Here is a 12,707-nt window from a genome sequence, read left to right on the forward strand (position 1 = left end):
AATCCATGACCTTAGACCTTGCGCCGATGGCGCTGCTGGCCTCTCCTAAACACCAATCTCCTAAGATTGACATGCCGGGATGTGGCGCAGTTTGGTAGCGCACTTCGTTCGGGACGAAGGGGCCGCAGGTTCGAATCCTGTCATCCCGATTGATGCATTCCCTTTGCCCAAAAGGATCCTGTCCGGTGGGTGAGGCAATGTCTCTGGCGCCTGCTTAGTTGAAGATCAGGATCGGCGAATAAGACCGACCGGCCCAGAGTGACCACCAACGGGTCGCATGGGCCTCAGCGATCCGACGTGCCTCCACGGCCATTCGGTACTGATGTTTCCGTTGCTCCCGCAGTTTTCGTTCCCGGGTGTCTCTTTTTTGGTCGTAGTTGGCGGCTCCTTCACGCTCCATTTGTTCTCTGGCAACAGCTTTGAAGGCTTTGAGCTGTCTGAGCTGATTCACTCTTGCGCTGTAGACAGCCTCGATTTCATCCACGCCTTCAATGCCGCGGTTTTTGCTGAGGAAGGCATTGATCCTCGCGATCGTCAGGTCAGCAATCCGATCCGCTTCTTCGAACATCAGGTTGTCGTAGAGCTGTTCGGCCCGGTCCAGTTCCCTGCTGAAGAACTCCATCTGGCTGGCAGAATCCTTGGGAGTGAGCTGGGCAACCAGCGCTGAGCTGGATTGCTCAACCGCGATAGCAGGGTTAGCTGAGCAAAGAAGCAACCCTGCAATCAGTACGGGAAGACGCATGGTGAGTTGCCCTGTTCAGAAATCCAGCACATCTTTTGTCGCTTCCCGACGCCGCTGCTCCTTCGCGTCGTATTCAGCGATGCAGCTGTTCTTCAGATACAGAACACAGTTCAGATATTCGCTGATTTCGATCATCGCCGCCCGCACCGCTTTGGAGGCGGGTACTTTCTTGCTCGAGGACTGGCTGTCACTGAAGCCGACCCCATACAAGCCCCCAGAAGTTGACTTTGATTCCGATGTGGAGGTCGCTTTGCCTTCAATGGTTCGGACGTAAGCGATTTCACCGGTGGTGGTGTCCACGACGCGCACATCCACAGCGACATAGGCCGAGCTGGAGGATGACGACTTGCGCTGGCCGAAGCCCATGACGTTGAACCCACCGCCACCACGTTTGGTTTCGGTGTTCTCGCGGTAATCGCTGACACTGCCCAGGATGTAGTACTTCGCACCGGTCATGATTCCCTTCTTGGGAGCGGTGGCTTGTCGGGTTATGCCCAGCTCAGCTAGTTCCTGCTCGCCGAGCACTTTTTTCAGCCCTTGGCGTTCGACAACAGTGAAATGCCCGGTGCTTTTCAGCTCATTGGCGAGCATCCCTGTGAGTTTGCTGGAGACCGCAGGGCTCCACCACCAGGTTCCTGTGGCCGTGTTGGTGATCTCCTTCACCGCAACGGTGACAGGACCTGACGACATTCCTGAAATCTGAGCCAAGCCGGGCTGCACTGTGGCTCCTGAAACCATCAAGGCTGTGGCGGCGATCCAGGAGAGTTTCATAAACCTCAGGGAGTGACTTTCTTACGAGAAACGTAGTCACAACCTCACAACCTGCAGGCAAAAATATTCATAGGTTCAAGCCAATGGGTACTGGACCTGCACCTCTTCTATTTCTATTGGATGCTCGCCCCGGGGTACCCCCTCGGCGTCACCATCCAGCCATCCTCTGCTCGGCTGCTGCTGTTCCCGATCAGAACCAAGGTGAGCATGTCCACTAATTCGGGCTCTAAGCGTTCAAGGCACGTCAGCTGACGAGATTCTTCTGCGCGGCCCAGCTGCCGAGCCAGCATCACCGGGGTTGTTGGGGGGCGGTGTCTCAGCAGGATCTCTCTGGCTTTCCCGAGTTGCCAATCCCGTCCTTTAGAGCGTGGGTTGTAGAGCGCAACAACAAAATCTCCTGATGCAGCGGCCTCTAGTCGCTTCTCGATCACGTTCCAGGGCGTAAGGCGATCGCTGAGGCTCACGCTGCAGAAGTCATGCATCAGTGGCGCTCCCGCTCTGGCGGCGGCCAGCTGGAATGCTGAAATTCCGGGATGCACCGTGAAGCTGGGTCGGTCCTGCTCGGGTTGCTGAAGCAGCAGCTCCAGAGCTAACCCCGCCATTCCATAGATCCCGCTATCTCCAGAGGAGATGAGAGCAACCTTGGCGCCCTGTTGTGCCAAGCGCAGTGCTTCGGCACAGCGGTCCCATTCCCGGGTGAGCTGACCATCGAACCGCATTTGATCTGGACGTCTCATGGGCTCCAGCAGATCGAGGTAGAGGCTGTAGCCGACCCAGGCGCAGCATCGCGACAGGGCCGATTTGGCGTCTCCGCTGAGCAGGGATAGATCTCCGGGGCCACTGCCGACCAGGTGCAGTTCGCCCCGACCCGGTGCGTGGGGCAGGGGAGCTTCGGCAATAGCCACCGTGACCGCGCCCTGTTCCCCCGGAGCGGGATGGCTGATTTGCTTTGGCTGGATCAGAACACCTTTGTCGCCTGCAGCCAGCAACGCCGCTGCTTCTGAAACTGAAGCTGTTCCCATTTCCCTGCGCACGACCTCGGAGGGGTTCGGTACGTCAATGGAGGCCAGCGTCTGCTCTGCAAAGGTTCGGAACGGCCATGCCCTGGTCTGGCTCAGCTTTTGCAGGGCTGGTTCATCGGATTTCCGCTCTGCGCTGGCGATGCCAGCGACAGCCTCCTTTGCCAGCCCGGCTGTTGCTAAAGCCTCGGTAATGGCCTTGTCGACCAGGGACAAACTTGTGTTGCGCTCGCAGCCGATGCCGATCCAGAGCGTTGCTGGATGCCATTGGCAATCACCCTGAAGGCGCGCTCCGATCACAAGGTCAGCGGCCTCTGAGGCCACGGTTTCGAGCAAGTGCTCGCTTTCAGGGCCGAGCCAGGCGGAACATCCACTGCTCTGGTGAATGTTGATTCTGAATCCCTGGGCTTGCCGCACCATCAGAGTGCGCCAACCCGCCACCGACCCCCTGCGTCTCCAGCCCCAGCCTTCACCAAAGGCATCCAGGGGGAGACGTCCTTCATGGGCGCAGGCGCCAGTGATCACGGCCTGCCCTCCCAGATCCATGGCGATCTCCCGCGCGCGTTGTTCAGCACCTGCGGAATGGCCTCCCAGTAGCGGGATGATGAAATCCCCTTTTGGGTCGAGAACCAGAACGGCCGGATCCTGCTCCTTGCTTTGGATCCGCGGTGCGATAAGGCGTGTCACCGCTCCCACGGCACCCACAATCAGCACGACCTTCTGCGCCGTCCAGTGCTCATCAAGAGCAGTATTGATGTCTTGATCGGACGCCTTGATCCGGTCAATCTGGCCGCGCAGCAGCAGACGCTCCAAGAGCGGCATGGCACTGGGGGAGAGTCCTAGGCCCAGAGCGGGTACGTCGGGTGTTGGGTTCAGGGCAGGGAATCCGGGTCAGGGCTTGCGCAAGCGCCCATCACTGTTGAGCAGCTCACGCGCTGATCCTCCCAGGCTGCTGCTCGGCATCAGCTTGGCTTCTGCCTGGGCCTGCGGTTCGAACGATTCAGTTGGCTTGTCCGTCATCGGTGGATTGTTTTCGCTGGTGTTCATTGGCAGATCGTTGTCAGTGGGCTCCTCCTGGGCTGGTGTTGGTTGGCTGGCCTCTGTCGTGGCTTGGTCCTGAGCCTGGGGCGACTGTGGCGTCTCGTGATCGCTGTTCTCGGGGGCGATGGGATCGGTCTTTGCCTCTGCCTCTGCCTCTGTCTCTGTCTCTGTCTCTGTCTCTGTCTCTGTCTCTGTCTCTGTCTCTGTCTCTGTCTCGGCCTCGATCTCGACTGGTGCCTGTTGTGGCGGCTGTTCTGCTTTCTGTAGAGCCTCTTTCGGTTGTTCGACCGTTTCCGGCATCTCTGGCTCAGGTGATCCGCTCAAGCGGGCGAGCTGGCTCTCATTGAGGCGCGATCGCATCCAGCCCGGCTTGGAACCTGATGGAGCCTTCAGGTGCACCAGCTGATTGTTGAACACGGGTGTGATCGGCTCGCCCAGCCCATTCAGAAGTTCCATCTGAATGTCGTGACTGCTTGCGCCATTCGATCCTTTGAGCCACAGGGCCTCCTGGTGATCAACCAGAAAGCTGTCCCCATCAATGCTGATGCGTAGACGCCAGCGTCCATCCCCCTCACGCAGGTTTTGGAGCGGAGCATTCCAAAGGAGCCAGTCCACCAGAAGTGGTTGCAGGCCTTGTTCTCCAGCGGGTGGAACAGGAACCAGCCAGGGTGCATCCCGGTCGGGTTGCGTGCCCTGAAGTTTTTGCCAGAGGTGGACGCGGCCCTGGATGGAGGCCCCTGGTGACTGAACGGCCTCCCCCCAGGGATAAGCAGCCCATGCGCTGAACCGATGACTGCCCGCTTCCAGATCGTCAATGCGGACCGTCAGGCGGTTGCCATCGCTATCGCTCAGCCGTAGGGGAGAACGGTCATCGATCTGGATGGCGACGTGGGGGCCCAGACCCAGTTCGGGGTCGTTGTTCAGGGGCCAGTCATTGATCTCGAAACTCAGCTCAAGCTCTTGCGTCGCCACGATGGTGTCGTTGCTTGGATCCACCAACCGCAGGGATGGACGGTGCCGTTGCAGCTCCTGCCGCAGCTGTTGCACCGCCCCTGGTGGGGCCACTTCCTGGAGCTTGCCGCTGGGGGTGGAGCTCGGTAGGGGCTTCGCGCCGGTGCCGACATCTCGGTTGAAGAATCCAGGTCGTGCATGAACTGGCAATCCGGCGCTCAGCAGCACCACAGCTGTCAGCAGAACAGCCCATATCGACTTCAGGCCAGGGCGAAGCATTGGGCATGAACAGATCTGATCATTCTGAACAATCAGCCCTTCAATGTCACAGTTTTAGTTACTTAGGGAGAATATTTGCGGGAAATTGTATTGCTTACTGGTTGAGATCTTCATTGTTTGACTGATTCTCGGCCTTCTGCAGACGCCTGTCGCTGACTGGCCCGCCATGGGATTGAACCTTTGTAACTCAGTGCCCTTTAACCCCACCTCCGCACCTATGCTTCCGCCAGCGGTCCCCTCTGTGGGGCCCCAGCTTCAGTGCAGTCAAGGGGTTTCGGCTTCCTGTCTCACTGACGCCCTGACGCTGATTCCTTGTGGATTGGTGTCCGGGGCCCCGGTGGATTCCCATTCGCCGGAGGGGTGGCCCACCACCTCGAATCCCGTCCCTCGAGGAACGACTCGATGACCATCAGCCCACCAGAGCGTGGGAGTGACGCGAAGAGCCAGGTCGAGAAGGTTGACAATCCTGCAACCTTTGAATTGTTCGGTAAGCCCGGACATTTCGACCGCGCCCTCGCGAAAGGTCCCAAAACCACCACCTGGGTTTGGAACCTTCACGCCAACGCTCACGACTTCGACGCTCACACGAGCGACCTACAAGAGGTCTCTCGGCGGATTTTCTCCGCGCATTTCGGCCACCTGGCCGTCATCTTCATCTGGCTCAGCGGTGCCTTCTTCCACGGCGCACGCTTCTCCAACTATTCCGGTTGGCTTGCCGACCCCACCCATGTGAAGCCAAGTGCCCAGCAAGTCTGGGCCGTCTTTGGCCAAGACATCCTCAATGGAGACATGGGTGCCGGGTTCCAAGGCATCCAAATCACCTCAGGCCTCTTCCAGATGTGGCGGGCCTGGGGCATCACCAGTGAAACCCAGCTCATGGCTTTGGCCATCGGTGCTCTGGTGATGGCCGGCCTGATGCTCAACGCTGGTGTTTTCCACTACCACAAGGCAGCGCCCAAGCTGGAGTGGTTCCAGAACGTTGAGTCGATGCTGAACCACCACCTGGCAGGTCTGCTGGGTCTCGGTTCACTGTCATGGGCAGGCCACCTGATCCACGTCTCGGCTCCTGTCACCAAGTTGATGGATGCGATTGATGCCGGCCAGCCGCTGGTTCTCAATGGCAAGACCATCGCTTCGGCTGCAGACATTCCGCTGCCGCACGAATTCTTCAACCAGGATCTGCTGGCTCAGCTGTACCCCGGCTTCAGCGCCGGTGTCGGTGCCTTCTTCTCCGGTAACTGGGCTGCCTACAGCGATTTCCTCACCTTCAAAGGTGGTCTAAATCCTGTGACGGGAAGCCTTTGGATGACGGATATCGCCCATCACCATGTGGCGATCGCCGTGATGTTCATCGTTGCCGGTCACATGTACCGGACCAACTGGGGCATCGGTCACTCCATCAAGGAGATCCACGAAGGCCAGAAGGGCGATCCCCTGCTCTTCCCTGCCACCAATGGTCACGATGGACTTTATGAGTTCATGACCACTTCCTGGCATGCCCAGCTGGCGGTCAACCTGGCCATCGGCGGCTCAGTGAGCATCATCGTTGCTCAGCACATGTACGCGATGCCTCCGTATCCGTACCAAGCGATCGACTATCCGACCCAGATTGGTCTCTTCACGCACCACATTTGGATCGGCGGTTTCCTGATCGTTGGCGCCGGCGCTCACGCTGCCATTGCCATGGTGCGCGACTACGACCCCGCGAAGCACATCGACAACGTGCTCGATCGGGTTCTCAAGGCTCGCGACGCGATCATTAGTCACCTCAACTGGGTCTGCATCTGGCTCGGAGCCCACAGCTTCGGCCTGTATGTCCACAACGACACCATGCGTGCCTTGGGTCGTCCCCAGGACATGTTCAGCGATTCGGCCATCTCGATTCAGCCGATCTTTGCTCAGTGGATTCAGAACGTGCACGCCGCAGCTGCTGGTAGCACCGCTCCTAATGCCCTTGCGGGTGTGAGTGAAGTGTTCAACGGCTCGGTGGTCGCCGTCGGCGGCAAAGTCGCCGCGGCTCCCATGCCGCTCGGCACTGCCGACTTCATGGTCCACCACATTCACGCCTTCACGATTCACGTGACGGTGCTGATCCTGCTGAAGGGTGTCTTGTACGCCCGCAGCTCCCGTCTCATCCCTGATAAGGCCAACCTGGGCTTCCGCTTCTCCTGCGATGGTCCTGGTCGTGGTGGTACTTGCCAGGTCTCCGCTTGGGACCACGTGTTCCTGGGCCTGTTCTGGATGTACAACTCCCTGTCAATCGTGATCTTCCACTTCTCCTGGAAGATGCAGAGCGATATCTGGGGAACGGTGAATGCCGACGGCTCCGTCGCGCACATCACCAATGGCAACTTTGCTCAAAGTGCCATCACCATCAATGGCTGGCTGCGTGACTATCTGTGGGCTCAGGCCGTTCAGGTGATCAACAGCTATGGCTCGAACACGGCTGCCTACGGAATCATGTTCCTCGGCGCTCACTTCGTGTTCGCCTTCAGCCTGATGTTCTTGTTCAGTGGCCGCGGCTACTGGCAGGAGCTGATCGAGTCCATCGTTTGGGCTCACAACAAGCTGAAGGTGGCTCCCGCCATCCAGCCCCGTGCTCTTTCCATCATCCAAGGCCGTGCCGTGGGTGTTGCCCATTACCTCTTGGGCGGAATTGCGACCACGTGGGCCTTCTTCCACGCCCACATTCTTGTGGTCGGCTGACCTCACCTGACCTCTCCCTCTAATGGCAACGAAATTTCCTTCGTTCAGCCAGGGTCTGGCCCAGGACCCGACAACCCGCCGTATTTGGTACGGGATCGCCACGGCTCACGACTTCGAGAGCCATGACGGAATGACGGAGGAGCGCCTCTATCAGAAGCTCTTCTCCACCCATTTCGGTCACCTCGCGATCATCGGCCTGTGGGTTTCGGGAAACCTGTTCCACATCGCCTGGCAGGGCAACTTCGAGCAGTGGGTCGCCGACCCCCTGCACGTGCGCCCCATCGCTCACGCAATCTGGGATCCCCACTTCGGTCAAGGCGCCATTGACGCCTTCACCCAGGCGGGTGCTTCCTCCCCGGTGAACATCGCCTACTCAGGCCTGTATCACTGGTTCTACACAATCGGCATGACGACGAATGCCGAGCTGTATCAGGGTTCCATCTTCATGATGATCCTGTCGGCTTGGGCCCTCTTCGCCGGTTGGCTGCATCTGCAGCCCAAGTTCCGTCCTTCCCTGGCCTGGTTCAAAAACGCTGAATCGCGTCTGAACCACCATCTGGCTGTTCTGTTCGGCTTCAGTTCCATCGCCTGGACCGGTCACCTGGTTCACGTTGCGATCCCCGAAGCCCGCGGTCAGCACGTTGGATGGGACAACTTCCTCAACGTTCTGCCTCATCCCGCCGGTCTTGGACCCTTCTTCACCGGTAACTGGGGTGTGTATGCCGAAAATCCCGATTCTCTGAATCAGGTCTTTGGTAGTTCCGAAGGTGCCGGCACCGCCATCCTCACCTTCCTTGGTGGCTTCCACCCTCAGACAGAAGCTCTCTGGCTGACGGACATCGCCCACCACCACCTGGCCATCGGTTGCATCTTCGTGATCGCCGGCCACATGTACCGGACCAACTTCGGTATCGGTCACTCCATCAAGGAGATCCTTGAAACCCACAACCCTCCCCAGGGCACTCCTGGTGATCTGGGTGCGGGCCACAAAGGTCTCTACGACACCATCAACAACAGCCTGCACTTCCAGCTTGGTTTGGCTCTCGCCTCCCTTGGCGTGATCACCAGCCTCGTTGCGCAGCACATGTACTCGATGCCGTCGTATGCCTTCATCGCGAAGGACTACACAACCCAGGCAGCCCTGTACACCCATCACCAGTACATCGCCATTGCGCTGATGTGTGGTGCCTTTGCTCACGGTGCGATCTTCTTCATCCGTGACTACGACCCCGAAGCCAATAAGGGCAACGTCCTGGCTCGGATGCTCGAGCACAAAGAAGCGATCATCAGTCACCTGAGCTGGGTCTCCCTGTTCCTCGGATTCCACACCCTGGGTCTCTACGTCCACAACGATGTGGTCGTTGCCTTCGGTACCCCCGAGAAGCAGATTCTGGTTGAGCCCGTTTTCGCCCAGTTCGTACAGGCCGCCTCTGGCAAGGCCATGTATGGAATGGACGTGCTGCTCTCCAATGCCTCCAGCTCCGCCAGCCTTGCGTCCCAGAACATTCCTGGCGACCACTACTGGCTTGATGCCATCAACGGCAATACCGATGTGTTCCTGCCGATCGGCCCTGGTGACTTCCTTGTTCACCATGCCATCGCTTTGGGTCTGCACACCACCACCCTCATCCTCGTGAAGGGTGCCCTGGATGCTCGCGGCTCCAAGCTGATGCCCGATAAGAAGGATTTCGGCTACTCCTTCCCCTGCGACGGCCCCGGCCGTGGCGGTACCTGCGACATCTCTGCCTGGGACGCCTTCTATCTGGCAGTCTTCTGGGCTCTGAACACCGTGGGGTGGCTGACCTTCTACTGGCACTGGAAGCACCTGGCGATCTGGTCAGGCAACGTGGCTCAGTTCAACGAATCCAGCACCTACCTGATGGGTTGGTTCCGTGACTACCTGTGGCTCAACTCCTCCCAGCTGATTAACGGTTACAACCCGTTTGGAAGCAACAACCTGGCCGTCTGGGCCTGGATGTTCCTCTTCGGTCACCTGGTATGGGCTACCGGTTTCATGTTCCTGATCTCCTGGCGGGGTTACTGGCAGGAACTGATCGAGACCATTGTCTGGGCACATCAGCGCAGCCCCATCGCCAACATGATGGGTTACCGCGACAAGCCTGTGGCACTCTCCATCGTTCAGGCCCGTGTTGTTGGTCTCGCCCACTTCACGGTCGGCTATGTACTGACGTACGCAGCCTTCCTGATAGCTTCGACTTCAGGAAAGTTCGGTTGATTCTTTCCTGATTCAACCTGCTACGAGTCGTTCCTCGTTTCACTTCTCCCCATCCGCTCTTCCGGGTGGGGATTTTTTTGTGGGAATTTCATTCCATAGGAATTTGGCAACTGATCATGATCGATCAGTTGTTGTTAGCTAACTTGTTTGAGCTTGGCCTGATCCGCATCTGATCCGTCAAAACGAGTCATCATCGGTTCTGTTGCCCTGTTGTGACCGTTTATTCAACAGTGCTGAGGAGTGTGCACGGTTGTGGAAGCAGCTTGGCTGTGATTACAACGTCGTGCAGGTGTCGTCAGGCCCCCTTCGTGGACGTCTAAGGGTCGATCATCAGGATGGAATCTTGCTTGTTTCGATGCAAGCAGATCAGGCGTTGTTAGTGGAGGGCACGCGTCATCCGCGCTGGTTGCCATTCACGATTGAACATACAGACAACTACAGCGATCACCGTCATTTTGGTGAGTCGTTGGCTCCGAATGCCCTGGCCGGATTCAACACCAAGATGAAGGAGACGTTGATGAGAACGTCTCCAGGTGGCAATCGGATTGGTGCTGCTCTTGTCGATCGACGTCGCGTTGATACCTGGGTCGAACTGATGGGTGCATCCGAGATTGCTCATCGAATGGAGCACAACAACACAGCCATTCTTCCCCCAATGGTTCATCGCAAGTTGCGTCAGTTGATGGTGCTTCCCGCCTGGCAGGGTGCTGACGTGCCACGGCCTTTCGAGGCTGACTTCCTGGAAGCTCAGCTGATCGAGTCTCTATCGCCAGAGACTTCAGCTCTTCTGCAGCCTGTGCAAAAAAATCATCACAGTGATCTTGTGCAGGAGTTGGTTCGCTTTGCCTTTCGATCGAGCATGACGCCCATCTCACTCAGTTCGGTGTGTGAGGCGCTGTTTACCACCAAGACAACCCTTACCGTGAGTTGTCGTGAAATGTTCGGCTATGGACCGATGGCATTGATACGTCGTATTCGGTTGCAGCAAGTGCACGAAGTGCTGTGTAATCCAGAGCTACGTCAACGGCTGAGCTGTTACACCGTCCAGCAGACGGCCGAGCATTTTGGCTTTGCCAGTCGGAATCACTTCGCAAGTGCCTATCGAGATCTCTTCGCGGAGACTCCGCGCACAACCTTGTTGGCATCCCGCTGAAAGGTCAAGGGAACTTGCATTGAACTTTTTCTGTCCTCTTGGCCCTGGCTCTGCCTAGCCTTTGCAGCCGGATCAAGACCAGGCTGATCGTGGATGAATGGGAGCTTCTGTTGCGGAACGTTGGTGAGTGGCGCGGCTGGTTCGACACCATGGACCGATCATTGCAACGAACCAAACGTCAGCCATCTCTGCTCACGCTGCAACCGGCGGTTTCTGGAATCGCTCTTCATCTGACGTTGCTGTTCTGGCCGGAGGGGTCGGGATCTCTCCTGCAAACTCCCGCCGGCGAGCCTGAAAAACGGATTGTTCAAAGCTTCATGCGCGTGGATCCCGATATGGGTGTCTTCGCTACGGGCAGCTTTTCCAGAGGCACGCTGCAGCGTTCCAACTGGAGCACGCTCTATGCCGAATTCGGTTTTCTGCACAACGAACGGCGCCATCGCCTGGTTCTGCTTTGGGACAGTGCAGGGCAGTTGGATCGGATCGTTTTGATCCGGGAGTTCCTTGTCGGGAGTTCAGCGGTCGAGTGTCCACCCTTGGAGGCCAATCAACTTATGGGGGACTGGCGTTGCGATATCAACTCCCCAGGGGATGGCTTGCGGCTTGAAGCGGACGATCTTGAGCAGTGGGTCTTCTTGCCCGACGGAGGTGCGTTTCTGGCGCCGCTGCAGATTGATCCCAACCAGACGTTCAGCATCGAAGCGCTTTGGTTGTCGAGTCCGACGCGTCTCGAGCGAATTGCGCGTCGTTATGCAATCAACGGTGCGCTGACGTCGGTGGATCATCAGCTGCTTACCCGTTGACCTCTTTCCCCTTATGGGGTGTTGCTCAATGACTCTCGTTCACCCCGTCCTTGATTGCTGAAAGCAATGTCGAGCGTGCGCAGATAGGTGTGCAGTCCTGCATCCTGGATCGGCAGCACATAGGCGTCTGCGCCGGACTCATTGTGGTGTGAGTGCCAGTAACCCGGGGGTGTCACGAAGGCTGCACCGGTCACCCAGTCTTCCCGGTGACCATTGCGGATCATTCCGTTCGCGTCCAGTTCGGTGCCAATCATCGTGTAGCACCCCGGTTGGCAGGCCACCGCAAAATCAAGAGCGATCGACTGGTGTCGATGCGGGCGTTGGATCTGACCTGCGGGGAGAATTCCCAACATGGCCCACAGGGTATGGGTAACGGTGCGTGTCTGAGGAAATGCGTCGTTGCCTAAAAGCACACTCACCCGATTGGCGTTGGCTCCTCGAGGATTTCTGGCGATGGCATCCAGCTCAGCGCGAGCATCTTGATGGCTGTAAAAGCAGGGCTCAAATACAGGCTTCACTGTGCTGACGCCCAGATAACGAAGCAGGGGGGCATCGTGCACCCAGTAGAGGCCGGCATGACCCTGGCTGCTGTGGATCGCTTCCCCGCCGGCCGGAAGGACGAAAGTATCTCCTTCGCTCCACTGAAAAACCTGACCACAGGCTTCGGTTTGCCCATCGCCTCGGGCAACAAAGAACAGCTGACTGGTTGCATCCGCATTGGTGCGCAGTGCTCCTTGATCCAGGCGAATGAAATTGCCGCAGAGCGATGGACCGGTGGCCGGCCCCTCGCAGTGCAACTCGGCACTCAAATCAAGAGATTGCAAGGCCGTCCCAGGCTCATCGAAGAAACTTGCCGAAAAGCTTCGGTAGGGGATCGTGCTGATCAGACCCTTCTGCAGGGGGTTGGCCGCTGAGGCGTAGTCAAAGAACTGCGCCTGAGAACTTGTTGCCGTCGTCGCCCGTGGGGTGATGGTCATCGTTCCTTCCAGCAGCAGAACCATTGGTT

Annotated in this window: 9 protein-coding genes and 1 tRNA gene; 5 read left to right on the forward strand and 5 right to left on the reverse strand. The window is 58.1% G+C overall.

Annotated elements, in window-relative coordinates; all coding sequences use genetic code 11:
- Positions 1-75: 75 nt before the first annotated feature.
- Positions 76-149 (forward strand) — tRNA-Pro (locus FZX13_RS08330).
- A 65-nt stretch (positions 150-214) separates the two neighbouring features.
- Here FZX13_RS08330 and FZX13_RS08335 read toward each other — a convergent pair.
- The 4 genes from FZX13_RS08335 to FZX13_RS08350 all read right to left on the reverse strand — a co-directional run bounded on the left by FZX13_RS08335 (position 215) and on the right by FZX13_RS08350 (position 4,803).
- Positions 215-742, reverse strand: a complete 528-nt coding sequence (locus FZX13_RS08335; RefSeq protein WP_226409165.1) for a hypothetical protein — start codon at positions 740-742, stop codon at positions 215-217.
- Between the two features lie 15 nt (positions 743-757).
- Positions 758-1,513 carry a CsgG/HfaB family protein gene (locus tag FZX13_RS08340; protein WP_226409167.1) on the reverse strand — a complete coding sequence of 252 codons (756 nt, stop codon included), beginning with the start codon at positions 1,511-1,513 and terminating at the stop codon, positions 758-760.
- 113 nt (positions 1,514-1,626) lie between these two features.
- Positions 1,627-3,354 carry a precorrin-3B C(17)-methyltransferase gene (cobJ, locus tag FZX13_RS08345; RefSeq protein ID WP_226409169.1) on the reverse strand — a complete coding sequence of 576 codons (1,728 nt, stop codon included), beginning with the start codon at positions 3,352-3,354 and terminating at the stop codon, positions 1,627-1,629.
- Positions 3,355-3,423: 69 nt separating this feature from the next.
- Positions 3,424-4,803 (reverse strand): hypothetical protein, encoded by a 1,380-nt coding sequence (locus FZX13_RS08350; RefSeq protein WP_226409171.1) that lies wholly within the window; start codon positions 4,801-4,803, stop codon positions 3,424-3,426.
- Positions 4,804-5,205: 402 nt separating this feature from the next.
- On the opposite strand from FZX13_RS08350, the gene psaA reads away from it, so the two are divergent.
- From psaA to FZX13_RS08370, 4 genes are all read left to right on the forward strand, one after another.
- The gene (psaA, locus tag FZX13_RS08355; protein ID WP_166017663.1) at positions 5,206-7,509 is read left to right on the forward strand and encodes a photosystem I core protein PsaA; all 2,304 of its coding nucleotides are present in this window, start codon (positions 5,206-5,208) and stop codon (positions 7,507-7,509) included.
- 22 nt (positions 7,510-7,531) lie between these two features.
- On the forward strand, positions 7,532-9,745 hold the full coding sequence (gene psaB / locus FZX13_RS08360; RefSeq protein ID WP_226409173.1) for a photosystem I core protein PsaB: 2,214 nt from the start codon (positions 7,532-7,534) through the stop codon (positions 9,743-9,745).
- A gap of 355 nt (positions 9,746-10,100) precedes the next feature.
- Positions 10,101-10,898, forward strand: coding sequence for a helix-turn-helix transcriptional regulator (locus tag FZX13_RS08365; protein WP_226409175.1), 798 nt, complete (start codon positions 10,101-10,103; stop codon positions 10,896-10,898).
- A gap of 38 nt (positions 10,899-10,936) precedes the next feature.
- Positions 10,937-11,701, forward strand: coding sequence for a DUF3598 family protein (locus FZX13_RS08370; protein ID WP_226409177.1), 765 nt, complete (start codon positions 10,937-10,939; stop codon positions 11,699-11,701).
- An 11-nt stretch (positions 11,702-11,712) separates the two neighbouring features.
- Here FZX13_RS08370 and FZX13_RS08375 read toward each other — a convergent pair whose 3' ends face one another.
- Positions 11,713-12,702, reverse strand: coding sequence for a cupin (locus tag FZX13_RS08375; protein WP_226409179.1), 990 nt, complete (start codon positions 12,700-12,702; stop codon positions 11,713-11,715).
- Positions 12,703-12,707 lie beyond the last annotated feature (5 nt).

Origin of the sequence: Synechococcus sp. MU1625 (genome assembly GCF_020514205.1) — a bacterium.
Classification (GTDB): Bacteria; Cyanobacteriota; Cyanobacteriia; order PCC-6307; family Cyanobiaceae; genus Parasynechococcus.